The sequence below is a fragment of the Selenomonas sputigena ATCC 35185 genome, from assembly GCF_000208405.1.
GTDB classification, from domain to species: domain Bacteria; phylum Bacillota; class Negativicutes; order Selenomonadales; family Selenomonadaceae; genus Selenomonas; species Selenomonas sputigena.
The window spans coordinates 936361-961056 of sequence record NC_015437.1; the positions used below are offsets into that span (position 1 = coordinate 936361).

A 24696-nucleotide genomic window follows, 5' to 3' on the forward strand; every position below is an offset into this window, starting at 1 on the left:
AATATTCGTGGCTTTCAAGGATTTACGCGAATTTATTGAGGAACTGGAATCGCGCGGGCTTTTGCGCCGCATCAAGACGGAGGTTGACGCCGAACTCGAAATCACCGAGATCACTGACCGCGTTTCCAAGATGGAGGGCGAGAAGAACGTCGCGCTGCTCTTCGAGAACGTCAAGGGCTACGACATGCCCGTGCTCATGAACGCTTTCGGCAGCATGGAGCGCATGAGCATCGCCTTGGGCGTCGAGAGCCTCGATGAGATCGCCGATGATCTGCGCGATTTCATGCGTCTGCCGAAGATCTCGCTCGCGAACAAGATGGATCTCGTCACGCTCATCCCGAAGATGCGCAAGGCGGTGAACTTCCCCAAGTACGTCAAGAAAGCGCCGTGCCAGGAAGTCGTGGAGATGGATAATCCGTCGCTCGACATCCTGCCGATCTTGAAGTGCTGGCCCGAGGACGGCGGCCCCTTCATCACGCTGCCGCTCGTCTTTACGAAAAATCCCGAGACGGGCAAGCGCAATGTCGGCATGTATCGTCTGCAAAAGTACGACAAGAATACGACGGGCATGCACTGGCATATTCATAAAAACGGCGCGGAGAACTTCCGTGCGGCACAGGAGCAGGGCAAGGACCGCATCGAGGTCGCCGTTGCCATCGGCACGGATCCCGTCCTCACGTATGCCGCGACGGCGCCTCTGCCGCGCGACATCGACGAGATGGTTTTCGCGGGTTTTCTGCGTCACAAGTCGGTCGAGCTTGTCAAGTGCAAGACGGTCGACATTGAGGTGCCTGCGACGAGCGAGATCGTCTTGGAGGGCTATGTGCTGGAAAGCGAACGCCGCCGCGAAGGGCCGTTCGGCGATCACACGGGCTATTATTCTCTGGCGGACGATTACCCGGTCTTTCACATCACCTGCATCACGCACCGCAAGAACCCGATTTATCCGGCGACGATCGTCGGCAAGCCGCCGATGGAGGACTGCTTCCTCGCGAAGGCGACGGAGCGCATCTTCCTGCCGCTCCTGCAGCAGATGGTGCCCGAGATCGTCGACATCAATATGCCGCTTGAAGGCGTGTTCCATGACTGCTGCGTCGTCTCCATCAAGAAGACGTACCCGATGCAGGCGCGTCGCGTCATGCACGCGATCTGGGGCATGGGGCAGATGATGTTCTGCAAGATGATCATCGTTGTCGACGCGCATGTGAACGTGCAGGACATGAAGGAAGTCTGGTGGCGCGTCTTCAACAATATCGACGCGAAGTACGATCTGGAGATGGTCGAAGGGCCTCTCGACGTGCTCGATCACTCCTCGCCGATGGCGAAGTGGGGCACGAAACTCGGCATCGATGCGACGAAATCGTGGCCGGAAGAGGGGCATACGCGCGAATGGCCCGATGAGATCGTCATGACGGACGAGGTCAAGGCGCGTGTCGATGCGAAGTGGAGGGAACTCGAACTTGGCTAAACTCGGTGCGCACATCAACAACATCGCGCTCCATCATATCGTCTTTGCCCTGCCGTTTGCCTACATGAGCGCGTTTCTGGCGGCGGGGGGGATGCCGCCCGTGATGGATCTCGTCTGGATCACGGTCGCCATCGCAGGCGCGAGGAGCGCGGCGCTCGCCTTGGACAATCTCGCCGACTTGAAGTACGACAAGAAACAGCCGCGGCTCGCCTCACGCGCCATGGTGCGCGGTGACTTGAAGCCGCGCGAGGCGAAGCTCTCGATCGTTTTTTATTTCATCGTCTGTATCTTGGCGGTGGCGCAGCTCAGACCGATCTGTCTTTGGCTTCTGCCCGTCGCCGTCGTGCCGTTCTTGATCTATCCGTATACGAAGCGCTTCACATTCCTGTGTCACTTGGTGCTGGGAATCGCCATCGCTATGGCGCCGGCGGGCAGCTGGGTCGCGGTGACGGGAGAGCTTCCTCTGCCCGCCGTTGTCCTCTGCGTCGCCGTGGCGCTTTGGATCGGTGCCTTCGATGCCGTCTACGGCTCGCAGGATGAGGCGTTCGACCGCTCGGAGGGGCTTCACTCGCTGGCGACGCAGTTCACGGCGCACGGTGCGCTCGTCATCTGCCGCTTCGTGCACGCCGCGAGCATCGCGTGCTTCTATGGCCTCGGCATCCTCATGGAACTGCAGTGGCCGTATTTCATCGGTGTCGGCGTCGCGGCAGGAACGCTCGTCTACCAGCACCGCATCGTGAGTGCTGACGACTACAGCCGCGTCACGCAGCGCTACTTCATGCGCAACGGCATCGTTTCCATCGCCATGCTCATCTTTACCGTGGCGAGCTTGTACGTTTGATGGGGGAGTGAAATATGACAGCCCGATTGCTCGAAGGCAAGGTCTTTGCCCAAAAGATCAAGGACGAGGCGCGGGAGGAGGCGCTGGCTTTGCGCACCGTACTCGGCAGGATGCCGGGGCTTGCCGTCGTCATCGTCGGCGAAGATCCGGCATCCGAGGTTTATGTGCGCAACAAGGAGCGTGCGTGCGAGGCGCTCGGCTTTTTCTCCGCTCTGATCGCCTTGCCCGAAACGACGACGAAGGAGGATCTTCTCGCCGAGATCGACCGGCTCAATGCGAGTCGCCGCATCGATGGAATCCTCGTGCAGCTTCCTCTGCCCGCACACCTCGCGAAGAGCGCGGCGGAGATCATCGAGCGCATCGACCCGAAAAAGGACGTCGATGGTTTCCATCCGATCAATATCGGCCGCCTCGTGGCGGGGGAAACCGCGCTCGTGCCGTGCACGCCTGCAGGCTGCATGAAGATGCTCAAGCTCGCGGGGATTCCCGTCGCGGGAAAACGCGCCTGCGTCATCGGCAGGAGCAATATCGTGGGCAAGCCGATCAGCCATCTCTTGCTCGCAGAGAATGCGACGGTCACGATCTGTCACTCGCGCACGGAAGATCTCGCCGCTGTCGCACGCGAGGCGGACATCCTCGTCGCTGCCGTCGGCAAACCGCGCTTCGTGACGGCGGATATGGTGAAGTCCGGCGCGACGGTCATCGACGTCGGCATCAACCGCATCGCCGAGAAGAAACTTGTCGGTGATGTCGATTTTGACGCCGTGAAGGAAGTCGCGGGCGCGATCACGCCCGTGCCCGGCGGCGTCGGACTCCTGACCATCGCCACGCTCATGGCGAATACGGTGCAGGCGGCGAAGATGCGAGTGGAAAAGTGAGGAGGAGCAGCCATGAAATCTGATGTGGAAATCGCACAGGCGGCGAAGATGAAGCCGATCGAGGAGATCGCTTCGAAGATCGGCCTTGTGCCTGATGATCTGGAGCTTTACGGCAAATACAAGGCGAAGGTCACGCTTGACGCCTGGCAGCGCGTCAAGGACAGGCCGAACGGCAAGCTCATCCTCTGCACGGCGATCAATCCGACGCCGGCGGGCGAGGGCAAGACGACGACGAGCGTCGGGCTGGCCGACGCGCTTTCTCGCCGAGGCCGCAAGGCGGCGGCGGCGCTTCGTGAGCCGTCGATGGGGCCGTGCTTCGGCATGAAGGGCGGCGCGGCGGGCGGCGGCTATGCACAGGTCGTGCCGATGGAGGACATCAACCTGCATTTCACGGGAGACTTTCACGCCATCACGACGGCGCACAACCTCCTCGCCGCCATCATCGACAACCATATCCAGCAGGGCAACGCGCTTGACCTCGACGTGCGCCGCATCACATGGAAGCGCGTCCTCGACCTCAACGACCGCGCACTGCGCCACGTCGTCATCGGCATGGGCGGCAAGGCGCACGGCGTGCCGCGTGAGACGGGTTTCGACATCACGGTGGCGTCGGAGATGATGGCGATTCTCTGTCTCTCGCGTGACCTCATGGACATGAAGGAGCGTCTCGGACGCATCGTCATCGGTTACACGCGCTCGGGCAGAGCTGTGCGTGCCGACGAGCTCGGCGCGACGGGCGCACTGACGCTGCTCTTCAAGGACGCGATCAAGCCGAACCTCGTGCAGACGCTCGAAGGCACGCCCGTCTTCATCCACGGTGGTCCTTTTGCCAACATCGCGCACGGCTGCAACAGCATCATGGCGACGAAGTTCGCGTTGAAGTTCGCCGATGTCGTCGTGACGGAGGCGGGGTTCGGCGCCGACCTCGGTGCGGAGAAGTTCCTCGACATCAAGTGCCGCTTTGCGGGGATTTCGCCCGACGCCGTCGTCATCGTCGCGACGGTGCGTGCGCTCAAGATGCACGGAGGACTCTCCAAGAAGGAATTGGAGAAGGTGGACATGACGGCGCTCAAAAAGGGCATGGCGAATCTCGCCAAGCACATCGAGAACGTGCAGAAGTTCGGTTTGCCCGCCGTCGTCGCCGTCAACGCCTTTCCGACCGATACGTCCGAAGAGCTGGACTTCGTGCGCCGCGAGTGCGAGGCGCTCGGCGCCGAGGTCGCTCTGTCCGAGGTCTGGGCGAAGGGCGGCGAGGGCGGCGAGGCGCTTGCCGAGAAGGTCGAGGCGGCGCTTCAAAAGAAGGCGGACTTTCGCTATATCTACGATGAGAAGGAGACTATCCCTGAAAAAATCGGCAAGATTGCGCGTGAGATTTACGGCGCGGCAGGCGTCGACTTCACGAAGGAAGCGCAAAGAGAGCTTGAGGAATTGGAAGCGCTGGGCTTCGACAAGATGCCCGTGTGCATGGCGAAGACGCAGTATTCGCTTTCCGACGACGCCGCGCTTCTCGGCAGGCCCGAGGGCTTTCGCATCACGGTGCGCGAGCTTCGCCTCGCGGCGGGCGCGGGTTTCGTCGTCGCCCTGACGGGCAGCATCCTCACGATGCCGGGGCTTCCCAAGCATCCGGCGGCGATGGATATGGACATCACGGAAGACGGCAGAATCACGGGATTGTTCTGAGGAAGCAAGGCGCTTGGAGCACAAGGGAAGGTAATGCGAATGAAAACGATGGCTGAGCCGCAACTTCGTTGGACGGTGCGCGAGGAAAAAATCTTCACCCAGCTTCGGGAGCTGGCAAAGCGCTACGATGTAGGGAAACTGGTGCTTTTTGGCTCACGGGCGCGCAGGTTGCAAGCGGAGAAAAGTGATGTGGATATCGCCGTCTATGACTGTGCCGATTTTCGCGATTTTGCGTTTGATGTGGAGGAGAAAGTGGACACGCTGCTGACGTTTGACATCGTCAACATGAATGAATCGCCGTCGGCGGAACTTGTTGCAGAGATTTTGCGCGATGGGGTGATCTTGTATGAAAAAGTATAAAGAATTTTCCCGTCATCTGCATGTATTGGCGCAGGCTCCGCTGCAGGACTTGGAGAATGAGTTCATCATCAGCGGCATCATCGACAAGTTTTTCATTCAGTTTGAACTTGGCTGGAAGGTGCTGAAAGAGCTTCTGCGTTACGAGGGAAAGGCGACTGCCGCTTCGGGGTCGCCAAGGGAGATTATCAAGGCGGCATACCGCTGCTTTGATTTTCTTGAGGAAGACGTGTGGCTCGACATGCTGCGCACGCGCAACGATTTGACGCATATCTATGACAGCGCGCGTGCAAGGGCTTTGGTGACGGAGATTTTGACCCGCTTCATTCCGGCATTCGAGACGATGGATGAGGCTGTGCGAGAAGCGTATCCTTTAGAGTTGAGCAGGTGATTGATTATGAGCAAAGTGTCGCTTGAACTTGTGCCGCGCGATGAAGCGGCGCTGCGTGAAGAACTCGCGCAAACGAAAAAATATGAGGGAAAGATCGATCTCATCAACGTCCCCGACCTCCTGCGGCTTCCTGTGCGCAGTTGGGAGGGCGCGGCGATTGCGGGCGAGACTTTCCCCGCTGTGCCGCACATCCGCGCTATGGACATCGACATCACGAAGCCGCTGCCCATGGCGGACTACCTGCGCGAACATGCGATTCGAGAAGTCCTCGTCATCGAGGGAGATGCGCCGCAGAACATGGCGCACACCGTCTATCCGACGGAGAGCATCGACGTCATACGGAAGTTCCGCGAGGAAATGCCCGAGATTCGAGTCTTTGCGGGCATAGACCAGTATCGCGGCAGCATGAGGCAGGAAGATTACCGCATCCGCCGCAAACTGCAGGCGGGCGCTGTCGGCTTCTTCACACAGCCGTTTTTCGATCGCCGCTTCCTCGCGATGTATGCGGACATGCTCGAAGGCATCGAGGTTTACTGGGGGCTCTCGCCCGTGACCTCGCAGCGCTCTGAGAGCTATTGGGAGACGAAGAATCAGGTCGTGTTCCCGAAGGACTTCGAACCGACGCTTGCATGGAGCATCGCGTTCGCGCGCGATGTTTTGGCAGAAGCGCGGGCAAAGGGCGAACACGTCTATCTCATGCCGATTCGCACGGGGATTGACGAGTATTTGGGCGGCATATTTGCCGAAGGATAAAGGGCGTGTCAGAAATCTGATTCTTTGGTTTTTCATGCAGAGGAGGGGCATTGGAATGTACAGAATCTTAAAGAAGCAAGAGTTGTCACCGGGCATCCTTGAGTACGATATCGAGGCGCCCCGCGTGGCGAAGAAGGCTCTGCCGGGGCAGTTCATCGTCCTGCGCGTCAATGAGGAAGGCGAGCGTGTACCGCTGACGATCGCCGACTTCGACCGCGAAAAGGGAATCGTCACGATCCTCTTCCAGGTCGTCGGCGCATCGACTGGGCTTCTCGCCTCTCTCAAGGAGGGTGATTCTATTCTTGACTTCGTCGGCCCTCTGGGGCAGCCGTCGGAGCTTTCCGATCACATGGGAACCGTCGTTTTCGTCGGCGGCGGCATCGGCGTCGCGCCCGTCTATCCGATCGCACGCGCGGCGCATGAACTTGGCAACAAGGTCATCTCGATTCTCGGTGCGAAGACGAAGGACATCCTCATCTTTGAAGAGCGCATGAGGGCGATTTCCGACGAGGTTCTGATCACGACGGACGACGGCTCCTACGGCATCAAGGGGTTCGTCACGAACGCCATCGAAGAACTTATAAAGCGCGGCGAGAAGATCGACCAGGTCACGGCGATAGGCCCGGGCGTCATGATGAAGAGCGTCGCCGAAGCCACGCGCCCCTACGGCATCAAGACCGTTGTGAGCCTCAATCCCATCATGGTTGACGGTACGGGCATGTGCGGCGGCTGTCGCGTGCAGGTGGGCGAGGAGACGAAGTTCGCCTGCGTCGACGGCCCTGAGTTCGACGGTCATCTCGTCGATTTTCACGGATTGATGGCGCGCGGCAGGATGTACCGCACGCAGGAAGCGAAGGAGAAGGATCACATCTGCAACATCGGCTTGGGGAGGAATTGACATGGCGTTGGTGCTGGAAAAACATAAGATGCCTGAGCAAGACCCGAAGGTTCGCGCCCACAACTTTGAAGAAGTGGCGTTGGGCTACGATGAGGAAACGGCGATCGCCGAGGCTGAACGCTGTCTCAACTGCAAGGTGCCGCAGTGCCGCAAGGGCTGTCCTGTGTCCGTGCGCATCCCCGAGTTTATCCAGAAGATCAAGGCGCACGATTTTGCGGCGGCGATCGACATCATCAAGGGCGACAATGCGCTGCCCGCCGTCTGCGGCCGCGTCTGTCCGCAGGAGAACCAGTGCGAGAAGCTCTGCATCCTCGGCAAGCGCGGCGAGCCTGTCGGCATCGGCAGACTTGAGCGCTTCGCGGCGGATTGGCAGCTCGCGCAGGAAGAAGAGGTCAAGCCCGTCGAGTTCGCCCCGGACGCGCAGAAGGTCGCAATCATCGGCGCAGGTCCTGCGGGACTCTCGTGCGCCGGCGATCTCGCGAAAAAGGGCTACCGCGTGACGATCTTTGAGGCGCTGCATGTCGCAGGCGGCGTGCTCTCCTACGGCATCCCCGAGTTCCGTCTGCCGAAGGACGGCGTCGTGCAGAAGGAAGTCGAAAACCTCAGAAAGCTCGGCGTGACGATCGAGCTGAATTCCGTCGTCGGCAGGCTCTATACGATCGACGAACTCATGGAAGAAGCGGGATTCGACGCCGTCTTCGTCGGCACGGGCGCGGGCTTGCCGCATTTCATGAACATCCCCGGCGAAAACTTCAACGGCGTCTATTCCGCCAACGAGTTCCTGACGCGCTGCAACCTCATGAAGGCATACCGTTTCCCCGATTTTGCGACGCCGATTCACGTCGGCAGGGGCGTTGCCGTCGTCGGCGGCGGCAACGTCGCCATGGACGCGGCGCGCACGGCGCTGCGGCTCGGCGCGGAGAAAGTCTACATCGTCTACCGCCGCAGCGAGGAAGAACTGCCTGCAAGGCGCGAGGAAGTGCACCATGCGAAGGAAGAGGGCATCGACTTCCGCTTGCTGAACAATCCCGTCGAAATCTTGGGCAACGAAGACGGTTGGGTCAAGGCGATCCGCTGCATCAAGATGGAACTTGGCGAGCCGGACGATTCGGGACGCCGTCGTCCCGTGCCCATCGAAGGCTCGGAGTTCGAGCTTCCCGTCGATACGGTCATCATGTCCATCGGCACGGGGCCGAATCCCATCGTCGCGACGACGACGCCCGGCATGGATACGACGAAGCGCGGCAACATCGTCGCCGACGAGGAGACGGGAGCTACGACGAAGGAAGGCGTATTCGCGGGCGGCGACATCGTGACGGGCGCGGCGACCGTCATCCTGGCGATGGGCGCGGGCAAGAAGGCGGCCGCCGCCATCGACGAGTATCTGCAGAAGAAAAAGAACGCCTGAGCTTCGAAGAAGACCGAAGCTCAGGCGTGTCCGGGGGACGCGGGAGAGGCAGCGTCCCTTGGCGTGTGCATGGCGCGGCAGTGCCGCAGAAAGTGTTTTGCGAGGTGATCGCCATGATGAACTATATCGCGATTGATTTTGAAACGGCGACGGGCAGCATGAACTCCGCCTGCAGCGTGGCTACCGTAGAGGTGCGGGACGGACAGCTAAAGGAAGGGTGGACGACGCTCATTCAGCCGCCCGGACTTCGCTTCGACAGCTTCAACATCGGCATCCACGGCATAAGCCCCAAAGATGTGACAGATGCGCCGACCTTCGCCGAGGTCTGGGAAGAGCTGAAGGAGCGCCTTGCCGGCAAGATCGTCGTCGCGCACAATGCGTCCTTCGACATGGGCGTGCTCAAGGCGTCGCTCCTTGCCAATCGCCTGCAGGCGCCGTATTTTCGCACATGCTGCACCGTGCGCATCGCACGCAAGGTCTGGCCTGCTCTTGACGATCACAAGCTCAACACCGTAGGCGCGCATCTCAATATCAATTTTCGCCACCACCGCGCCCTGGACGATGCCAGAACGTGCGCCGCCATCCTGCTTTTCGCAGGCATGGAAACGGGCACCGACGATATAGAAGAGCTTGCGCAGAAAATCGGCGTAAGGATCGGGCATTTCGGCGTGTGAGACAAACATCCGCCTGTCTGCTGCAGCTATGTAGCGGAAGCTTACCAATCGAAAAGAGGCTATAAAAATGGAAAGACAGAAGAGAGTCTTGGCGATTCATGATATTTCGGGCGTGGGGAAGTGCTCGCTGACGGTGGCTTTGCCGATCATATCGGCGGCGGGCGTCGAGTGCTCGGTGCTGCCGACGGCGGTCTTGTCGACGCATACGGGCGGCTTCACGGGCTTCACCTATCGTGACCTGACCGAGGACATCTCGCCGATGGTCGCGCATTGGCAGTCGCTTCGCCTGAAAATCGACGGCATCTACACGGGCTTTCTCGGCTCTTTCGAGCAGATCAAGCTTGTCGGCGATGCTTTCTCCGCCTTGGCGGAAAAGGATACGCTGCTCGTCGTCGACCCTGTGATGGCGGACGGCGGCAAGCTTTATTCCATTTTCGACGAGACATTCCCGCCGGCGATGAAGGGGCTTTGCTCCAAGGCGGACATCATTCTGCCCAACATGACGGAGGCGGCGTTCATGCTCGGCGAGGACTATGCGGAGGGTCCCTACACGCGCGAGTATGTGGAAGGTTTGCTGCGCCGCCTGGCGAAGGCGATTCCCGTCAAGCATATCGTGCTGACGGGCGTCTATTTTGACGACAAGGAACTTGGCGCGGCGGTTTATGATGCGGCGGCGGACAATGTTTGCTATGTCCTCGGCAAGAACATTCCGGGCAGTTACCACGGCACGGGCGATGTGTTCGGCAGCGCCTTCGTCGGCGCGGCGGTCGGCGGCAAGCCGATCGCGGAGGCCGCACGCATCGCCGTCGACTATACGGTGGAGTGCATAGCCTGGACGAAGGAGGCGGGTACGGACATCCGCTACGGCGTCAACTTCGAGCGTTACCTCGGAGACTACAGCAGGAAACTCGGTCTTTGAGGCCGGATATATGCCGGAACGCGCATGTCGAAGGCTTGCAAGGGCGAAGGAACTGTGCTATAATGCCAGAGAAGTTTTAAGGAATTCCGTAGCTACGACACCGATTTCTCCGACGACGCCGTGGCTGCAGGAGAAAAGAAAGACGCTTAGGAGGGCTTATTCATGCTGACACAGGAAGCAAAGCAGAAGATCATCGAGGAAAATGCCGTACACGAAGGCGACACGGGTTCGCCCGAGGTGCAGATCGCGCTCTTGACGGCGCGTATCGTCTACCTCACGGAGCATCTGAAAGAGCACAAGAAGGATCACCATTCGAGACGCGGCCTTTTGAAGATGGTCGGTCATCGCAGGAGGCTTCTGAGCTACCTCTACAACAGTGACATCGAGCGCTATCGCGCGATTATCGCAAAACTGAACTTGAGGAAGTAAGAGAGAGGCGGGGATTTTTCCCCGCCTTTTTTTGCATGTGGCAAGGATAATGCGTTTTTTTGTCGAATAAGGTCATGAATCAAAGAGTGAAAATTTAGGAGGAACTCAAATGCAGAGTTTTGAAATGCAGGTTGGAGGCCGTCCGCTGATCATCGAGCAGGGAAAGATGGCGAAGCAGGCGAACGGCTCCGTTCTTGTCCGTTACGGCGATACGGCAGTTCTCGTCGCGGCGACTGCGTCGGCAGAGCCGCGCGAGGGCATCGACTTCTTTCCGCTGACGGTTGACTTCGAAGAAAAGATGTACGCTGCCGGCAAGATTCCGGGCGGCTTCATCAAGCGCGAAGGCCGCCCGAGCGAATCGGCGATTCTTTGCAGCCGTCTCATCGACCGTCCGATCCGCCCGCTGTTTCCCGAGGGTTTCCGCAACGATGTGCAGATCATCGCGACGGTGCTCTGCGTCGACCAGGACAATGCTCCCGAGATCGCAGGCATGATCGGCGCTTCGTGCGCTCTTTGCGTCTCGGACATCCCGTTTGCCGGACCGATCGCAGGCGTCAAGGTCGGCCGCGTCGACGGCGAACTCGTCATCAATCCGACGGAGGCGCAGCGTGCAGTTTCCGACTTGAATCTGACGGTTGCCGGCTCGCACGACGCCGTCATGATGGTCGAGGCGGGAGCGAACGAGCTTCCCGAGGAAGTCATCCTCGAAGCAATCCTCTTCGGGCACAAGGAGATTCAGCGCATCGTCGAGTTCCAGCAGGAGATCGCCGCTGCCTGCGGCAAGGAGAAGCGCGAAGTCAAGCTCTTCCTCGCGCCGGAAGAACTCGATCGGGCGATTCGCGACTACGCTTCTTCGCGTCTCGACGAAGCTGTGCGCAATCCCGACAAGCTCGACCGCGACGAGCATATCGCCGCCATCGGCGCGGAGGTTCTGGAGCATTTCCTTGCGGACTATCCCGAGAACGCCAAGGAGATCGCCGCCGTCACGCACAAGATCGTCAAGGAGAGCGTGCGCCGCATGATCACGCACGAGAAGATCCGTCCCGACGGGCGTGCGCTCGATGAGGTGCGCCCCGTGAGCTGCGAGGTCGGCCTTTTGCCGCGCACGCACGGCTCGGGGCTTTTCACGCGCGGGCAGACGCAGGTACTCACGATCACGACGCTCGGCTCTGTCGGCGACGAGCAGATCATCGACGGTCTTGGTCCCGAGCAGTCGAAGCACTACATTCATCAGTACAACTTCCCCGGCTACAGCGTCGGCGAGGCGCGTCCCGCACGCGGTCCCGGCAGGCGCGAGATCGGTCACGGCGCTCTGGCGGAGCGTGCGCTCCTGCCCATGATTCCCTCGCTCGATGAGTTCCCCTATACGATCCGCCTCGTGTCGGAGGTCTTGGAGTCGAACGGCTCAAGCTCCATGGGCAGCGTCTGCGGCAGCACGCTCTCTCTGATGAACGCGGGCGTTCCGATCAAGCGTCCCGTGTCGGGCGTCGCCATGGGACTCGTCAAGGACGGCGACCACTATACGATCCTGACGGACATCCAGGGCATGGAGGACGCGCTCGGTGATATGGACTTCAAGGTCGCGGGCACGGAGAAGGGCGTGACGGCGATCCAGATGGACATCAAGATTGCCGGCATCACGCGCGACATTCTCCTTTCGGCGCTCTCGCAGGCGAAGCGCGGCCGCGCCTTCATCTTAGAGAAGATGCTCGCCGTCATCGACAAGCCGGCGGCCGATCTCTCGCCCTATGCGCCGCGCGTCACGGTCATGAAGATCCATGTCGACAAGATCCGCGAGGTCATCGGCTCGGGCGGCAAGACGATCAAGAAGATCATTGATGAGACGGGTGCGCAGATCGACATCCAGGAGGACGGCACGATCTTCATCGCGGCGGCGGACGGCGAGGGCGCAAAGAAGGCGCAGCAGATCATCGAGGACATCGTGCGCGATGTGGAAGTTGGCGCTGTCTACAAGGGCAGGGTCACGCGCATCATGAACTTCGGCGCTTTCGTTGAAATCCTGCCGGGCAAGGAGGGGCTTTGCCACATCTCCCAGCTCGCACGCCATCGCGTCGCTCAGGTCGAGGACGTAGTGCATGAAGGCGATGAGCTTGAAGTCAAGGTCGTCGAGATCGACAAGCAGGGACGTGTGAACCTCTCGCACAAGGTTCTTCTCTGAGTATAGGAATCGAAGACTCGCGCTGCTTGCTGCGGCGCGAGTCTTTTATTGAGACTCAATTCCTATTCTTGCACCGCGTGCTTTTCGCGCTTATTGTCTTTTCTCTTCTATGACGGTATAATGGAATGGGAAGTTTTATTGGGAAGCTTTCGGAAAGGATGAATTTCGATGATAGGCGATCTTCTGCGCAGGGAACGCGAGAGGCAGAATTTATCGATCAAGGATATTGAAAAGGCTACGAGCATACGCGCTTTATATATAGATGCAATCGAGAAAGGCGAATACAAGACATTGCCCGGCGAGGTCTATGCGAAGGGATTTGTCCGCAATTATGCAAACTATTTGAAGCTTAATGCCAACGAGATCGTAAACGCTTTCAATGAAGAGATGCACCCGCAGGAAGAGCTGCAGGACGCGGCGGGATCTTCTTCTGCGGAAGAAGCAAGGCAGGAGCAGTCGGCAGAAAGGAACAGGGAAGAATACCGAGGGCCGAAGATCACCTCGCTTGAAAGTTATCCGATGGAGAAGAGTTCCCATGGCGTTCGCAACGCCCTGATGGTGGCGGCGGCCGTCTTCGTCGTCGCTTTCGCGGCGCTCATCGCCTTCGGCGGGGACGAAGAGCCGAGCGCTCCCGCGCCGCGTGCAAAGATGCAGACGCAGCAGGGGCAGAAGCAGACGGAGGCCGCGCCGAAGCCGGCAGCCGATAGTGTAGAGGTGAAGCTCAGTTTCACCGATCGCTGCTGGACGGAAGTCGTCGTTGACGGCAAGACGGAGTTCGAGGGGACGGCTGAAAAGGGCAAGGTCTTGACGCTCAAGGGCAAGGACAAGGTGCACATCACGGCGGGCAATGCCGGAGCGCTCAACTATTCCCTGAACGGCAAGGACATGGGCGCGATCGGGCAGAAGGGCGAAGTGGTGGAGAAGACCTTTACCAAAGAGAATGCGGCGAAGTGATCGATGGTTGGAAGCGTGAAGGATTTTTTGCCGATGAGCCGGGCGGACATGGAGGCAAGAGGCTGGGACGAGCTTGATTTCATCTTCGTTTCGGGCGACGCCTATGTCGACCATCCGGGCTTCGGCACTGCGATCATCTGCCGGGTGCTCGAAGCGCACGGCTATCGCGTCGGCGTCATCGCTCAGCCCGATTGGCACAGTGCAAAAGATTTTCGACGTTTAGGCAAGCCTCGGCTTGCCTTTCTTGTATCGAGCGGCAATCTCGATTCTGTTCTCGCACGCTTCACGGCGGCGAAGAAACTGCGCCGGCAGGACGCCTATTCACCCGGCGGACGCATGAATTGCAGGCCTGAGCGCGCTGTCAGCGTCTATGTGAAGCGGCTGCGTGAGGCTTGGGGTGCGATTCCCGTCATCATCGGCGGCATCGAGGCGAGCCTGCGCCGCATGGCGCATTACGACTATTGGAGCGATGAGGTGCGCCCGTCCATCCTCCTAGAGAGCGGCGCCGATCTTCTGATCTACGGCATGGGAGAGAAGCAGATCGTCGAGATAGCGGCCGAGCTTCATGCGGGCGTCGCGATCGAGAACGTGCAGGATGTGCGCGGCACCTGCTACCGCGTGCCGAACCGCGACTATGTATGGGACTATGTGGAACTACCGCCCTATGAGAAGGTCGCGAAGGACAAGGCACAGTTTGCCGACGCCTTCCGTGTCGAATATCTGGAGCAGGATGCCTTGCGCGGGCGCAGGCTCATCCAGCAGAACGAAGAGATCTGCGTCGTGCAGAATCCTCCGGCGCTGCCCTTGACGACGGAAGAGATGGACGAGATCTACGAATTGCCGTATCGCTATACATGGCATCCCGTATACGACAAGGCGGGCGGCGTGCCCGCCATCGCCGAGGTCAAGTTCAGCCTCGTCAGCCAGAGGGGCTGCTTCGGCGGCTGTCATTTCTGCGCCATCGTGTCGCATCAGGGGCGCATCATCCAGCATAGGAGCAAGGAGTCCCTGCTGCGCGAGGCGAAGCGGCTCATCGCCCTGCCCGATTTCAAGGGCTATATTCACGATGTCGGCGGGCCGACGGCGAACTTCTATGAGCCGTCGTGCAGCGCCCAGCTCGTGCGCGGGACGTGCCGCGGCAAGGCATGCCTTTCGCCCTTGTGCGAGAACCTGCGGGCCGATCACAGAGAATACTTGGCTATCCTAGAGAGCCTTCGCACGCTGCCCGGCGTGAAGAAGGTCTTCATCCGCTCAGGCATTCGCTTCGACTACCTGCAGCAGGCGCACGATGATTTTCTGGAAGTGCTGTGCCGTCATCATATCAGCGGACAGCTACGCATCGCGCCCGAGCATGTGTCGAGGCGCGTCACGCGACTCATGGGAAAGCCCGGAAAATCCGTATACCTGCGCTTTGTCAAGGCGTTCGAAGAAATGAACCGAAAGATCGGCAAGAAGCAGTACCTCGTGCCGTACTTCATGTCAAGCCACCCGGGCGCACACATCGAAGACGCCGTCGAGCTTGCGGAGTTCATCCATGAGCGCGGCTACCATCCCGAGCAGGTGCAGGACTTCATCCCGACGCCCGGCACGCTTTCGACCTGCATGTACCATACGGGAATCAATCCTCTGACGGGCGAGAAGGTCTATACGGCGAAGAAGGCGGAGGAGAAGAGGATGCAGCGCGCGCTTCTGCAGTATTGGCTGCCCGAGAATGACGCCATCGTGCGCAAGGCGCTGCATCTGGCGGGCAGGAGCGACCTCATCGGCTACGGGAAGAAGTGTCTGCTGCGTCCGAAACGGCGCGAGACGGTGGAAAAAACGAGAAAAAAACGAAGGAAAGAGAAGGGGATATAGATGCGTTGCCCATTTTGCAAAGAGGAGGACAGCCGCGTCGTCGACTCGCGTGCTGCTGACGACGGCAATACCATTCGCCGCCGCAGGGAGTGTACGTCGTGCGGCAAGCGCTTCACGACATACGAGACAGTGGAGAAGATTCCGCTGATGGTTATTAAAAATGACGGCAGGCGCGTCGTCTTCGACCGCAACAAGCTGCTGAACGGCCTCATACGCTCGTGCGACAAGCGCGACATTCCGACGGAGCGCATCATTGCTCTGGCGGACGAGATCGAAAAGGAGCTTCGCAATACGATGAACCGCGAGGTCTACACGCGCGACATCGGCGAACTCGTGATGGAGAAGCTCAAGAACTTCGACGAGGTCGCCTACATCCGCTTCGCCTCGGTCTACCGCAAGTTTGCCGACATCAGCGGCTTCCGCGAGGAGTTGGAAGCGCTGCTCAGGGAGAAGAACCCGTCTTGAGCTGGAAGATCAAGCGGCGCCTGCGCGAGCAGTTGGAACGCGAGCGCGGCTATTTTTCGTTTCCGACGGGCACGCGGCGCGCCTTCGCGCTCGTATACCCCAATTCCTACTTCGTCGGCATGTCGAACCTCGGGCTGCACATCATCTACGACCTCTTGAACCGACGTCCCGACACGGCGTGCGAGCGCTTCTTCCTGCCGAGCGACGAGGAACAGCGCGAGCATGAGCGTACGGGCACGCCGCTTCTGAGCCTGGAGAACCAGCAGCCGCTCCATCGCTTCTCGTTGATCGGCTTTGCCGTCTCCTTCGAGATGGACTACTTCAACCTGCTGCGCATCCTGCAGCTTGGCAAGGTCAAACTTCTGGCGGCGGAGCGCGGCGAGCAGGACGCCATCGTCCTCGCGGGCGGGCCTTGCGCCACGTTCAACCCCGAGCCGTTGAGTCTCTTCGTCGACGCCTTCGTCATCGGCGAGGGCGAGGTCGTCATGCCGGCTCTGATGGACGCATACGACGACGCCGTGCGGCAGGGTCTTTCGCGTGCCGAGCTTCTGTGCGCCCTATCGAAGGTCGAGGGCGTCTACGTGCCATCGCTCTACGCGCACGACTACGATGAGTCGGCCCGCCTGTGTGCCATTCGCCCTGCGGCGGGCGCTCCTTCGCGCGTCACGCGCCAATGGGTGCGCGATCTCGACGAATTTCCCGCGCACACAGTAGTCGTCACCGACGATACGGAATTCAACCTTTACCTCATCGAGACGGCGCGCGGCTGCGGCAGGCACTGCCGCTTCTGCATGGCGGGCTACTGCTTTCGACAGCCGCGCAATCGCTCGCTGAAGGTCTTGGAAAAGGAAGTCCAAGAGGCGAAGAAGTACGAAAAGCGTATCGGACTCATGGGAGCCGCCATCTCGGACTATCCCGAGATCGACGCTTTGTGCCGCGACATTCTGGCAGAAAATCTCGGCATGTCCGTCGCCTCCTTCCGCGCCGATTCCGTGACCGAGGAGCTTGTCGCGTCCCTTTCGAGGAGCGGTCTGCGCACGATCACGCTCGCCCCCGAGGCGGGAAGCGTGCGCATGAGGAAGATCATCAACAAGGGCATCGAGGAGGAGCATCTCCGCCATACGGTCGATCTCGCGCTGCAGGCGGGCATCCGCCAGTTCCGTCTCTACTTGATGATCGGCCTGCCCTACGAGGAGGAAGAGGACATCAAGGCCATCGTCGATATGACCGTGCGCCTGCATGAGCACATCCGGGCGAAGAAGGAGCATGCGCAGATCACCTTGAGCATCAATCCGTTCATCCCCAAGCCGTTCACGCCCTTTCAGTGGCTGCCGATGGCGGACGAAAAATGGGTCAAGGATGCGATGAAGACGATTCGCAAGGGGCTGGCGTCCTACAGGAGCATTCGCATCATCGCCGAATCGCCCAAGAGCGCCTATGTGCAGGGCGTGCTCGCGCGCGGCGACCGCCGCGTCGCTCGCGCCCTGCACCGCGCCTTCCTCGCGGGCGGCGCGAAATCGTTCAAGCGTGCGCTGAAGGAAGAGGGGCTTTCCTTTGCGGACTTTCTGCAGGTGCGGCACGCAGAAGATGCGGTATTCCCGTGGGATGCGCTCGACATGGGATTTCCCAAGCAGTACCTCTACCGCGAACTGCAGAGGGCGGCGGTGCTGCAATATACGAAACCTTGCTTTTCGGGATGCACACGCTGCGGCGTTTGTGATACAATGGAGGAGAGACATGTTTCAGCTCAGACATAGCGGCGGCCTTTGGCGCGGCTCGTTCTCGCTCTTTCCCGAGGAGGGGCTGGCGCACGGCATTTCCACGCGCTTGGGCGGCGTCTCGAAGCCGCCGTTTGCCGCATTGAACATGGCGCTCCACGTCGGCGACTGCGCCGCGGACGTCTCGGAGAATCGCCGCTTCTTTGCAGAGGCTCTGGGACTTGACGCTGCGCGGATCGTCACGCCGCGCCAGGTGCACGGCGACGAAGTGCGCCTTGTCCGCGCCAGCGATGCGGGCATGGGCGCGAGCTGCTATGACGAGTCCGTGCCCGCCTGCGACGCCCTGATGACGGCGCAGGCGGGACTGCCCTTGCTGCTGTGCTTCGCCGACTGCGTGCCGCTCCTCTTCTTCGACCCTGTGCGCCGCGTCGTTGCCGCCGCTCATGCGGGCTGGAAGGGGACGGTCGCCGAGATCGGGCGAAAGACCGTGCAGCGCATGGCCGAGACGTTCGGCTCGCGTCCGCAGGACATCCTCGCGGGCATCGGCCCTTCCATCGGCGCGTGCTGCTTCGAGGTCGGCGAGGAGGTCGCGGCGGCTTTTCGCGCGGCATTTCCTGAAGCGCCCGAGCTTCTTTCGCACTCGCCCGAGGGGAAGCGGACGATCGACTTGTGGGCGGCCAACCGCCTGCAGCTCGAAGCGGCGGGACTCCTTCCCGCGCATATCGACAGTGCTGACGTATGCACGAAGTGCAATGCCGGACTCTTTTTTTCCTATCGCGAAGAGCACGGGACGACGGGACGCTTCGCCGCGTGGATCGCTTTGAAGTAGTTTGCAGGAGGTAAGCAAGTTGATCGAAGAGAATCTGCATGAAGTCTTGCGCTCCATCGAGGAGAGCAGGGCGAAGAGGACGATTGCCGATGCGAAAGAGCCTGTCCGCCTCGTGGCGGTGACGAAGAATCACGGCGTCGCCGAGATGCGCGAGGCGATCGCGCATGGCGTGACGGACATCGGCGAAAACCGCATACAGGAAGCGCGGGAGAAGTTCGAGACGCTTGAGCGCACGGCTGTATGGCATCTCATCGGTCACTTGCAGAAGAACAAGGCGAAGTACGCCGTGAAGCTCTTCGACCTCATTCATTCCGTTGACACCTTGGAGCTTGCCGAGGCCTTGGACAAGGAAGCGGGCAAGAGCGGCAAGCGGCAGGACGTCCTCGTGCAGGTCAACCTTGCCAAAGAAGCGTCGAAGTCCGGCATTTACGAAGAAGACTTGCAGCCCCTGCTCGAAGCTGTCGACGCACTGCCGCATCTGCGCCTTTGCGGTCTGATGTGCATAGCGCCCAACTACGACGAAGTCGAGGAGACGAGGCCGCTCTTTCGCCGCATGTATGAAATTTTTCAAAGGACGAAGGAGTTTCCGTGGAAAACGGCGAATATAAATTATTTGTCAATGGGTATGACACATGATTATCGGATCGCTGTGGAAGAAGGCGCCAATATCGTTCGTGTCGGCACGGCCATTTTCGGGCCACGTCAATATTGAGGAGGGAACAAGATGGGCTTCATTGATAAGGTGTGCGGAAAAATCGGCCTGATCGATCCGGAAGACATCAACGATAAAAGGGATTTGCGCGACGAAGACGACGATTTTGCAGAGTTTGACGAGATGGAGCGCGAGGAAGCGCCGGCGTCGAACGTCGTGAACTTCCAAGCGGCAGCGGCGAACGCTGCGATGAACAATGTCGCTGCCTACAAGATGAAGGTCGTCGTCATCGAGCCGAAGTCCTTCGATGATGCGCAGCAGGTGGCGAACTGTCTGCGCGAGAAGCGCCCCGTCGTCATCAACTTTGAGAACACCATCGAGGAGGACGCCAAGCGCATCACGGACTTCATCAGCGGCACGATCTACGCGCTGAACGGTGAGATCAAGAAGGTCAGCAACAACGTCTTCTTCTGTGCGCCGAGCAACGTCAATATCTCCTATTCGGAGGACAAGAAGTCGGTGTCGACGGAGATGCCGTGGCTGAAGAAGTAGGGCGGCGGCGATGAAACTTGCATTGATCGGCGGCGGCATGATGGCGGAGGCCGTCATCGCCGGCGTCCTGCGCGAAGAGGTGCTTCCTTCGGAGGCGGTCTTCGTCTCCGAGCACAAGGCGGCGCGCGTCGAGGAATTGAAGGAAACGTACGGCGTGCAGGCTTTCTGCAGCGCGCAATCCTTCCTCGGCGATATGGACGTCGTCATTCTCGCCGTCAAGCCGAATGCGGCGGAAGCAGCTCTCTTGGAGATTCGCGGGGCTTTGCGCTCGGATGCCGTCCTCGTGTCCATCGTGGCAGGACTGCCGCTTCCTAAGCTCGAAGCGCTGCTTCCCGGTCAGCCCGTCATCCGCGTCATGCCCAATACGCCGCTCGCCGTGGGCGAGGGCATGTCTGCCTACGCGCTCGGCTCGCGTGCGGGCGCAGCTCACGAGGAAGCGATTCGCACGATTCTCGCGGCGGCGGGAAAGGTCGTCTGCGTCAAGGAGTCTTTGATGGACGCCGTCACGGGGCTTTCGGGCAGCGGACCGGCCTTCGCCTTCCTCGTCATCGACGCGCTCGCGGACGGCGGCGTGGCGGCGGGGCTTTCGCGCAAGGACGCGCGGCTTTTGGCGGCGCAGACATTGCTCGGCTCCGCCAAGATGGCGCTCGATACGGGCAGGCATCCCGACGAGCTGCGCGATCAGGTCACATCGCCTGCGGGGACGACCATCGCAGGAATGCGCGTCCTTGAGCAGCGTGCCGTGCGCGGCGCATTCCTTGACGCCGTCTTGAGCGCGACGGAAAAATCGAAGTCTTTAGGGGAATAGGAGCACTATGTCGAATCGGGAAAAAATCCTGCGTTTCTATCGCGGCTCGGAAGGCGAAGAAACGGCAGTGAAATTAGTCGATGCCGCAGAAAAGGCGATGAAGAATCAAAAGTTCCGCCTGACGGCGTTCCTCGACCCCTTCGGTCAGGAAATCGCCGAGGTCGTGGCGGCGAACTTCGAAGGTCTCGCCGTTTCTTTCAACGGCGGCTATGCGGGGGCGGAGCGCCAGCGTGCCGTCTTTCAGCATGAAGATTTTCGCGGTACGCCCTCTTGGGAAATCGCCGTCGTGGAGGCGGTATGGAAGGATGCGTTCGCGCACATCTCGCATCGAGACGTTCTCGGCGCGATCATGGGGCTCGGCGTCGAGCGCGAGATCATCGGCGACATCCAGATTCAGCAGGGCGCGGCGCGTATCGTCACGGTAGAGAATATGGCGGATTTCCTGCTGACGAACTGCGTGCAGTTCGGCGCAGCGCATGTGACGTGCTCGCTCGGCGAACTTTCCGCCCTCCTGCCGCGCGAGGAACGCTGCAAGGAGATTCGCGCGACGGTAGCCTCCCTGCGCGCCGACTCGATTGCGGCGGCGGGCTTCGGCATGTCGCGCAGCCGGGCTGCAGCGGACATCGCGGCGGAAAAGCTCAAGCTCAACTGGCAGTCCGTAAAGAGCGCCTCTCAAGCCGTCAAGGAGGGCGATGTGCTTTCCATGCGCGGCAGGGGACGGCTCGAAGTGAAGGAGATTCGCGGTCAGACGAAGAAGGGGCGCATCAGCGTGCTCCTGCACCGCTATCTGTGATGACGAAACGAGGTTTCTCTAAGAGAAAGGACTGAGGCGGTTCTCGTGCCGATTTTTTTGAGCATTTGCATCGTAGTCTTGGATCAAGTCGTGAAATTCCTTGTCGCCCATGAGATGTTTCCGGGAATGTCAATCCCCGTCATACAAGATGTCTTTCATATCACGTTCGTTTTGAATCCCGGCGCTGCCTTCGGCATCCTCGCCCATCAGCGCTCTTTTTTTATCGTCATGGGCATCGTCATCGTCATCTTGGGCGGCCTTTTCTCGCCCTACATCCGCCGCCAGTGCCGCATCTTTCGCTGCGGCACGTCACTCCTGCTCGGCGGCGCCCTGGGCAATCTGATCGACCGCGTGCGCTTCGGGCATGTCATCGACTTCTTTGATTTCCGTATATGGCCGGTCTTCAATATCGCGGACATCGCCATCGTCGTCGGCGTCGCGGCCATCATCTACGCCATCCTCTTCAAGATGCACCCTGCGGAGGACGCTTGACATGAAGGAACGGCTGATCGTCGACGAAGGGGCTGCGGGAGAACGTCTCGACCGCTTTCTCGCCGGCAGGGAACTGGAGGTTTCGCGCTCCCATATCCAAAAGCTGATCGAAAGCGGCTGCGTCCTCGTCAACGGCAGGACGGCGAAGGCGAATGCCAAGCTGCGCGAAGGGGATGCCGTGGAGACGGAACTTCCTGAAGCGCGGGAGTTGGAGATCCTGCCGGAAGACATCCCCTTGGACATCCTCTATGAGGATTCGGACGTCATCGTCATCAATAAGGCGCGCGGCATGGTTGTCCATCCGGCGGCGGGAGCAGCGGACGGCACGCTCGTCAATGCGCTGCTCCATCACTGCGAGGACTTGTCGGGCATCAACGGCGTCATACGTCCGGGCATCGTGCACCGGCTCGACAAGGATACGTCGGGCGTCATGGTGGCGGCGAAGAACGATCGGGCGCATGTCGACCTCGCCGAGCAGATTCGGGAGAAGACGGCGCAGCGCATCTATCGGGCGATCGTCTGCGGCACGATCGCCGAGGACAGGGGCGAGATCCGTGCGCCGATCGGCCGCCATCCGACGGAGCGCAAGAAGATGGCAGTCGTGCCGGGCGGCAAGGAAGCGACGACGCTCTTTCGCGTCGTGGAGCGCTTCCCTGCGCACACGCTTGTCGAGTGCCGCCTGAAGACAGGGCGCACACACCAGATTCGCGTCCACATGGCATATATCGACCATCCGCTGCTCGGCGATCCGAAATACGGCAGGAAGACGCCCGATATAGCGGGGCAGGCGCTTCATTCCTGCGAGCTCTCGTTCGCGCATCCGCGCACGAAAGAGCGCATGACATTCGCGGCAGAAATGCCCGAGGATATGAAAGCGATCCTTCATGCCTTGCGGCGAGGGCGCTGAAGCGGCTGAACACGTGGAGAAGGCAAGGCAGCTGATGGACGAAAACGCCATCGAAGGACAGAAAGGGGCGGGATGATATGGCAACCTTGGTCGACAAGACGGTTCTGATGGATGAAGATGCGATCCGCCGCGCACTCACGCGCATTTCGCACGAGATCGTGGAGAGGAACAAGGGCACGGCGGGGATCGTTCTCGTCGGCATACGAAGCCGCGGCATTCCGCTCGCGGAGCGCATCGCAGCGGCGATTGAGAAGATTGAGGGAACGAGGCCTGCCATCGGCGTCCTCGACATCACGCTGTACCGCGACGATCTCTCGACTCTCGCGTATCAGCCCGTCGTGCGTGAGACGGAGATTCCCGTCGACATCACGGGAAAGACCATCGTGCTCGTCGATGATGTGCTCTACACGGGGCGGACGATCCGTGCGGCGCTCGACGCCTTGATCGACATGGGGCGTCCGAAGATCATCCAGCTCGCCGTCCTCATCGATCGAGGCCACAGGGAGCTGCCGATCCGCGCCGACTTCGTGGGAAAGAACGTGCCGACCTCCTCCAAGGAGGAGATTCGCGTCATGCTCGAAGAGCACGACGCGGAGGAGCGCGTCGTGCTTGCCGAGAGGCAGGAGGCGTGACATCTGCATACAAAAAAGAGAAGAGGCTGCAGCGCCTTTGCCTGCAGCCCCTTCTCTTTTTCGTATCGTATCTCACAGCATCGCCTTGTATCGCGCCTGCTCCTCCTTGGGAATGGAAAGTGCATCCATGGCCTTTTCCGCCGTCAGTTGCAGATTCGCCATAAGGCTGCGGATGGAAAAAACTCGTTCCTTCTCCATGCCTTTCTCCATGCCTTCCTCTCGCGCCTCTTCCGCGCGAACCTCCAAGGCAAGTTCTTGATCCCACTGGAAGCTTACCATGTCAAAGACCTCCTTTTCCTGTTTTTCCGTAAAGTATTCTGTTAAATAGCCGTTGGCAATGCAATATTGTATCGCCCTCGGCACGGCTTGATCGAGAGTGCATCCTTCATGCACGCTTTCGCGCACTTTTGCGACGAAAGTGCTGTAGGCCTTGAGCGGAGCACATTTGTCGAGGAGTTCATTTCCTGCAGCATCATTGATGTTGATGACCTCGACGATAAGTTCCATTGCACCTTTTGTATCGCCAAAGGCATCGGATAGACGCAGCTGCCATTGTTTCGGCATGTTTGCTCTGCCGTTGTAGAAGACGTAAAATTTCGGTGCGGGCAAATCTATGCGTTTTGACTGATAGGGGGATTTCGCGGTAACGTGTTGACGGTAAAGTTCTGCGATATACCAAAGAATACGCAGAGGCATATTGTCGTTCACCGTGCTTTGATGCTCAAGCAAAATGATATGACGATTCTTGACGATAAAGCTCACGTCGTTTTTCTCGCTGTCAAAGAAGACTTCATCCATGGTTGTAAGGCGAATATCGTGAATATCTGCCGAAGCGCCCTCCAGGCATTCATAGATTTCAGGCAGACGCTTTTCGTTGTTGAATATATCTCGAAACAGTGAATCCTTATATGTGCGCCGAGTTTTCCTCACGGATTGCCACCTCCTCAATCTGATTATACTATGAATCATATTTTTTCGACAAGATATAACGTCGGAAAAGAAAATGTCTAAGGCTATCGTCTTTAATTTCTTTCAATACATAGATCTTTAGGTGGGAAAATACATCTTTTTTGGAAACTCTGAGATTTTCAGCCTATGACCCTCCATATATGAGCGCGACGGCGCTGCAACGGCGGCGGGAGATACGACGCTCATCGCGGGGAGC

26 protein-coding genes are annotated in these 24696 nt (G+C 59.7%); 25 read left to right on the forward strand and 1 reads right to left on the reverse strand.

The features are described 5' to 3' along the window. Nucleotides 1-7: 7 nt before the first annotated feature. The 25 genes from SELSP_RS04195 (at nucleotide 8) to pyrR (ending at nucleotide 23531) form a co-directional block, all read left to right on the forward strand. Nucleotides 8-1468 carry a menaquinone biosynthesis decarboxylase gene (locus tag SELSP_RS04195; RefSeq protein ID WP_006192927.1) on the forward strand — a complete coding sequence of 487 codons (1461 nt, stop codon included), beginning with the start codon at nucleotides 8-10 and terminating at the stop codon, nucleotides 1466-1468. Continuing rightward, entirely contained in the window at nucleotides 1461-2309 is an 849-nt protein-coding gene (locus SELSP_RS04200; RefSeq protein ID WP_006192928.1) for a 4-hydroxybenzoate octaprenyltransferase, read from the forward strand. The genes SELSP_RS04195 and SELSP_RS04200 overlap by 8 nt, the downstream gene beginning before the upstream one ends. Nucleotides 2310-2323: 14 nt before the next feature. Next, on the forward strand, nucleotides 2324-3187 hold the full coding sequence (folD, locus tag SELSP_RS04205) for a bifunctional methylenetetrahydrofolate dehydrogenase/methenyltetrahydrofolate cyclohydrolase FolD (protein ID WP_006192929.1): 864 nt from the start codon (nucleotides 2324-2326) through the stop codon (nucleotides 3185-3187). 12 nt (nucleotides 3188-3199) lie between these two features. After that, nucleotides 3200-4867, forward strand: a complete 1668-nt coding sequence (locus tag SELSP_RS04210; RefSeq protein WP_006192930.1) for a formate--tetrahydrofolate ligase — start codon at nucleotides 3200-3202, stop codon at nucleotides 4865-4867. 39 nt (nucleotides 4868-4906) lie between these two features. After that, nucleotides 4907-5227, forward strand: a complete 321-nt coding sequence (locus tag SELSP_RS04215; RefSeq protein ID WP_006192931.1) for a nucleotidyltransferase domain-containing protein — start codon at nucleotides 4907-4909, stop codon at nucleotides 5225-5227. After that, on the forward strand, nucleotides 5214-5615 hold the full coding sequence (locus SELSP_RS04220; protein ID WP_006192932.1) for an HI0074 family nucleotidyltransferase substrate-binding subunit: 402 nt from the start codon (nucleotides 5214-5216) through the stop codon (nucleotides 5613-5615). Before SELSP_RS04215 ends, SELSP_RS04220 begins: the two co-directional genes overlap by 14 nt. Before the next feature lie 6 nt (nucleotides 5616-5621). After that, nucleotides 5622-6368: a methylenetetrahydrofolate reductase gene (locus tag SELSP_RS04225; protein ID WP_006192933.1), complete on the forward strand. Its 747-nt coding sequence runs from the start codon at nucleotides 5622-5624 to the stop codon at nucleotides 6366-6368. Nucleotides 6369-6423: 55 nt separating this feature from the next. Then, nucleotides 6424-7266, forward strand: a complete 843-nt coding sequence (locus SELSP_RS04230) for a sulfide/dihydroorotate dehydrogenase-like FAD/NAD-binding protein (RefSeq protein WP_013740707.1) — start codon at nucleotides 6424-6426, stop codon at nucleotides 7264-7266. A gap of 1 nt (nucleotide 7267) precedes the next feature. After that, the gene (gene gltA, locus SELSP_RS04235) at nucleotides 7268-8674 is read left to right on the forward strand and encodes an NADPH-dependent glutamate synthase (protein WP_006192936.1); all 1407 of its coding nucleotides are present in this window, start codon (nucleotides 7268-7270) and stop codon (nucleotides 8672-8674) included. A 65-nt stretch (nucleotides 8675-8739) separates the two neighbouring features. Further along, entirely contained in the window at nucleotides 8740-9348 is a 609-nt protein-coding gene (locus tag SELSP_RS04240) for a 3'-5' exonuclease (RefSeq protein ID WP_006192937.1), read from the forward strand. A 67-nt stretch (nucleotides 9349-9415) separates the two neighbouring features. Further along, the gene (locus SELSP_RS04245; RefSeq protein WP_006192938.1) at nucleotides 9416-10267 is read left to right on the forward strand and encodes a pyridoxamine kinase; all 852 of its coding nucleotides are present in this window, start codon (nucleotides 9416-9418) and stop codon (nucleotides 10265-10267) included. A 162-nt stretch (nucleotides 10268-10429) separates the two neighbouring features. Beyond that, entirely contained in the window at nucleotides 10430-10696 is a 267-nt protein-coding gene (rpsO, locus tag SELSP_RS04250; RefSeq protein WP_006192940.1) for a 30S ribosomal protein S15, read from the forward strand. Nucleotides 10697-10805: 109 nt separating this feature from the next. Next, on the forward strand, nucleotides 10806-12875 hold the full coding sequence (locus SELSP_RS04255) for a polyribonucleotide nucleotidyltransferase (RefSeq protein ID WP_006192941.1): 2070 nt from the start codon (nucleotides 10806-10808) through the stop codon (nucleotides 12873-12875). A 168-nt stretch (nucleotides 12876-13043) separates the two neighbouring features. Next, nucleotides 13044-13829: a helix-turn-helix domain-containing protein gene (locus SELSP_RS04260; RefSeq protein ID WP_006192942.1), complete on the forward strand. Its 786-nt coding sequence runs from the start codon at nucleotides 13044-13046 to the stop codon at nucleotides 13827-13829. A gap of 3 nt (nucleotides 13830-13832) precedes the next feature. Continuing rightward, a complete protein-coding gene (locus tag SELSP_RS04265) occupies nucleotides 13833-15683 on the forward strand; it encodes a YgiQ family radical SAM protein (RefSeq protein WP_006192943.1) in 1851 nt (616 codons plus the stop codon). Next, a complete protein-coding gene (gene nrdR / locus SELSP_RS04270; RefSeq protein WP_006192944.1) occupies nucleotides 15684-16148 on the forward strand; it encodes a transcriptional regulator NrdR in 465 nt (154 codons plus the stop codon). After that, nucleotides 16145-17905 (forward strand): TIGR03960 family B12-binding radical SAM protein, encoded by a 1761-nt coding sequence (locus tag SELSP_RS04275; protein ID WP_006192945.1) that lies wholly within the window; start codon nucleotides 16145-16147, stop codon nucleotides 17903-17905. The genes nrdR and SELSP_RS04275 overlap by 4 nt, the downstream gene beginning before the upstream one ends. Continuing rightward, nucleotides 17886-18695, forward strand: coding sequence for a peptidoglycan editing factor PgeF (gene pgeF / locus SELSP_RS04280; protein ID WP_006192946.1), 810 nt, complete (start codon nucleotides 17886-17888; stop codon nucleotides 18693-18695). The genes SELSP_RS04275 and pgeF overlap by 20 nt, the downstream gene beginning before the upstream one ends. Before the next feature lie 19 nt (nucleotides 18696-18714). Continuing rightward, a complete protein-coding gene (locus tag SELSP_RS04285; RefSeq protein ID WP_013740709.1) occupies nucleotides 18715-19407 on the forward strand; it encodes a YggS family pyridoxal phosphate-dependent enzyme in 693 nt (230 codons plus the stop codon). Between the two features lie 12 nt (nucleotides 19408-19419). Further along, a complete protein-coding gene (locus SELSP_RS04290) occupies nucleotides 19420-19899 on the forward strand; it encodes a cell division protein SepF (protein WP_006192948.1) in 480 nt (159 codons plus the stop codon). Between the two features lie 10 nt (nucleotides 19900-19909). After that, nucleotides 19910-20707 carry a pyrroline-5-carboxylate reductase gene (gene proC / locus SELSP_RS04295; RefSeq protein WP_006192949.1) on the forward strand — a complete coding sequence of 266 codons (798 nt, stop codon included), beginning with the start codon at nucleotides 19910-19912 and terminating at the stop codon, nucleotides 20705-20707. Nucleotides 20708-20714: 7 nt separating this feature from the next. After that, on the forward strand, nucleotides 20715-21500 hold the full coding sequence (locus SELSP_RS04300) for a YlmH family RNA-binding protein (RefSeq protein ID WP_006192950.1): 786 nt from the start codon (nucleotides 20715-20717) through the stop codon (nucleotides 21498-21500). 45 nt (nucleotides 21501-21545) lie between these two features. Then, a complete protein-coding gene (gene lspA, locus SELSP_RS04305; protein WP_006192951.1) occupies nucleotides 21546-21992 on the forward strand; it encodes a signal peptidase II in 447 nt (148 codons plus the stop codon). A 1-nt stretch (nucleotide 21993) separates the two neighbouring features. Continuing rightward, a complete protein-coding gene (locus SELSP_RS04310; protein WP_006192952.1) occupies nucleotides 21994-22899 on the forward strand; it encodes an RluA family pseudouridine synthase in 906 nt (301 codons plus the stop codon). A gap of 77 nt (nucleotides 22900-22976) precedes the next feature. Beyond that, on the forward strand, nucleotides 22977-23531 hold the full coding sequence (gene pyrR, locus SELSP_RS04315; RefSeq protein WP_006192953.1) for a bifunctional pyr operon transcriptional regulator/uracil phosphoribosyltransferase PyrR: 555 nt from the start codon (nucleotides 22977-22979) through the stop codon (nucleotides 23529-23531). Nucleotides 23532-23603: 72 nt separating this feature from the next. Here the strand turns inward: pyrR and SELSP_RS04320 are convergent, their stop codons facing one another. Continuing rightward, nucleotides 23604-24461 (reverse strand): Rpn family recombination-promoting nuclease/putative transposase, encoded by an 858-nt coding sequence (locus SELSP_RS04320; RefSeq protein WP_013740710.1) that lies wholly within the window; start codon nucleotides 24459-24461, stop codon nucleotides 23604-23606. Nucleotides 24462-24696: the final 235 nt, after the last annotated feature.

Bases quoted from the DNA above. Each gene is read 5' to 3' on its own strand.
- folD (WP_006192929.1), top strand. From the start codon at position 2,324: ATGACAGCCCGATTGCTCGAAGGCAAGGTCTTTGCCCAAAAGATCAAG.
- SELSP_RS04210 (WP_006192930.1), top strand. From the start codon at position 3,200: ATGAAATCTGATGTGGAAATCGCACAGGCGGCGAAGATGAAGCCGATC.
- SELSP_RS04215 (WP_006192931.1), top strand. From the start codon at position 4,907: ATGAAAACGATGGCTGAGCCGCAACTTCGTTGGACGGTGCGCGAGGAA.
- SELSP_RS04220 (WP_006192932.1), top strand. From the start codon at position 5,214: ATGAAAAAGTATAAAGAATTTTCCCGTCATCTGCATGTATTGGCGCAG.
- SELSP_RS04225 (WP_006192933.1), top strand. From the start codon at position 5,622: ATGAGCAAAGTGTCGCTTGAACTTGTGCCGCGCGATGAAGCGGCGCTG.
- SELSP_RS04230 (WP_013740707.1), top strand. From the start codon at position 6,424: ATGTACAGAATCTTAAAGAAGCAAGAGTTGTCACCGGGCATCCTTGAG.
- gltA (WP_006192936.1), top strand. From the start codon at position 7,268: ATGGCGTTGGTGCTGGAAAAACATAAGATGCCTGAGCAAGACCCGAAG.
- SELSP_RS04245 (WP_006192938.1), top strand. From the start codon at position 9,416: ATGGAAAGACAGAAGAGAGTCTTGGCGATTCATGATATTTCGGGCGTG.
- rpsO (WP_006192940.1), top strand. From the start codon at position 10,430: ATGCTGACACAGGAAGCAAAGCAGAAGATCATCGAGGAAAATGCCGTA.
- SELSP_RS04255 (WP_006192941.1), top strand. From the start codon at position 10,806: ATGCAGAGTTTTGAAATGCAGGTTGGAGGCCGTCCGCTGATCATCGAG.
- SELSP_RS04260 (WP_006192942.1), top strand. From the start codon at position 13,044: ATGATAGGCGATCTTCTGCGCAGGGAACGCGAGAGGCAGAATTTATCG.
- SELSP_RS04265 (WP_006192943.1), top strand. From the start codon at position 13,833: ATGGTTGGAAGCGTGAAGGATTTTTTGCCGATGAGCCGGGCGGACATG.
- nrdR (WP_006192944.1), top strand. From the start codon at position 15,684: ATGCGTTGCCCATTTTGCAAAGAGGAGGACAGCCGCGTCGTCGACTCG.
- pgeF (WP_006192946.1), top strand. From the start codon at position 17,886: ATGTTTCAGCTCAGACATAGCGGCGGCCTTTGGCGCGGCTCGTTCTCG.
- SELSP_RS04290 (WP_006192948.1), top strand. From the start codon at position 19,420: ATGGGCTTCATTGATAAGGTGTGCGGAAAAATCGGCCTGATCGATCCG.
- proC (WP_006192949.1), top strand. From the start codon at position 19,910: ATGAAACTTGCATTGATCGGCGGCGGCATGATGGCGGAGGCCGTCATC.
- SELSP_RS04300 (WP_006192950.1), top strand. From the start codon at position 20,715: ATGTCGAATCGGGAAAAAATCCTGCGTTTCTATCGCGGCTCGGAAGGC.
- SELSP_RS04310 (WP_006192952.1), top strand. From the start codon at position 21,994: ATGAAGGAACGGCTGATCGTCGACGAAGGGGCTGCGGGAGAACGTCTC.
- pyrR (WP_006192953.1), top strand. From the start codon at position 22,977: ATGGCAACCTTGGTCGACAAGACGGTTCTGATGGATGAAGATGCGATC.